Below are 414 nucleotides of genomic sequence, written 5' to 3' on the forward strand. Positions count from 1 at the left end.
GGGCGAGATTTCCAGCGGCGAGCGTCAGGATGAAGCGCGACCGCACCCGCTCGACGCCGCGATAGACGGTCTGGGACATCCCGCCAACGGTCTTAGCCCAGCCAAACGCCTCCTCGATCCGCTTGCGGTGCTTCTGGGACAGGGCATAGCTTTTGTGCCGGGTTGTGCGCCCGTCGATTGCTGAATGCCGCGCCTTCCTGGCGACGTGCGGGGTGACGCAGGCCTGGCGGAGATCCGCGACGAATTCGGCCGCATCGTATCCCTTGTCGGCACTCAAGGTCAGCTGCCGGGTCGATCCGGGGGAGTGGCGGTGCAGCATGTCCAATGCGGCCTTGCGTTCGGCGCGGCCGTCTGCATGGGTCAAGTCGCCTTGAACAACCAGCCCGTGCCGGTTCTCCATCAACGCATGCCCCA

At 65.7% G+C, this 414-nt stretch carries 1 protein-coding gene; it reads right to left on the bottom strand.

The window, feature by feature from the left end; genetic code table 11:
• The coding region (locus AC58NV_RS23745; protein ID WP_497229331.1) for a transposase at positions 1-414 on the bottom strand (414 nt) is incomplete at both ends.

This window comes from Leisingera sp. ANG49, assembly GCF_059694505.1.